The organism is Mesorhizobium sp. WSM4815 (genome assembly GCF_055811575.1).
This window is the reverse complement of sequence record NZ_JBVVQS010000046.1, coordinates 1-1177: the sequence shown is the minus strand read 5'-3', so window position 1 is coordinate 1177 and position 1177 is coordinate 1. Positions and strand designations below refer to the sequence as shown.

Annotated in this window: 1 protein-coding gene; it reads left to right on the top strand. The window is 63.3% G+C overall.

The genetic code is table 11. From position 1 onward, the window contains the following. Complete coding sequence (tuf, locus tag AC0L2B_RS00200; RefSeq protein WP_091591201.1) at positions 1-1176, top strand: elongation factor Tu; 1176 nt, start codon at positions 1-3, stop codon at positions 1174-1176. Position 1177 lies beyond the last annotated feature (1 nt).

The window sequence follows — 1177 nt, the reverse complement described above, 5'->3', positions numbered from 1 at the left end:
ATGGCAAAAGGTAAATTCGAGCGTACAAAGCCTCATGTGAACATCGGCACGATTGGCCATGTCGATCATGGCAAGACGTCGCTGACGGCGGCGATCACCAAGTATTTTGGCGAATACAAGCGCTACGACCAGATCGATGCGGCGCCCGAAGAGAAGGCGCGCGGCATCACCATCTCGACGGCGCATGTCGAATACGAGACGGCCAACCGCCACTACGCCCATGTCGACTGCCCCGGCCACGCCGACTATGTCAAGAACATGATCACCGGTGCCGCGCAGATGGACGGCGCGATCCTGGTCGTGTCGGCCGCCGACGGCCCGATGCCGCAGACCCGCGAGCACATCCTGCTGGCCCGCCAGGTCGGCGTGCCGTCGATCGTGGTGTTCTTGAACAAGGTCGACCAGGTCGACGACGCCGAGCTGCTCGAGCTGGTCGAGCTCGAGGTGCGTGAGCTCCTGACCAAGAACGAGTTCCCCGGCGACGACATTCCGATCGTCAAGGGTTCGGCGCTTGCGGCTTTGGAAGATTCCGACAAGAAGATCGGCGAGGATTCGATCCGCGAATTGATGGCTGCGGTCGACGACTACATCCCGACGCCGGTTCGTCCGCTCGACAAGCCGTTTCTGATGCCGATCGAGGACGTGTTCTCGATCTCCGGCCGTGGCACGGTTGTGACCGGCCGCGTCGAGCGCGGCGTGGTCAAGGTCGGCGAGGAGCTTGAGATCGTCGGCATCCGTCCGACCACCAAGACGACCTGCACCGGCGTCGAGATGTTCCGCAAGCTGCTCGACCAGGGCCAGGCCGGCGACAACATCGGCGCGCTGCTGCGCGGTGTCGACCGCGAAGGTGTCGAGCGCGGCCAGGTTCTGGCCAAGCCGGGCACGGTCAAGCCGCACAAGAAGTTCGTCGCCGAGGCCTACATCCTGACCAAGGACGAGGGTGGCCGTCACACGCCGTTCTTCACCAACTACCGGCCGCAGTTCTACTTCCGCACGACCGACGTGACCGGCATCGTGTCGCTGCCGGAAGGCACCGAGATGGTGATGCCGGGCGACAACATCACCGTCGATGTCGAGCTGATCGTGCCGATCGCCATGGAAGAGAAGCTGCGCTTCGCCATCCGTGAAGGCGGCCGCACCGTCGGTGCCGGCATCGTCGTCACCATCAAAGAGTAAT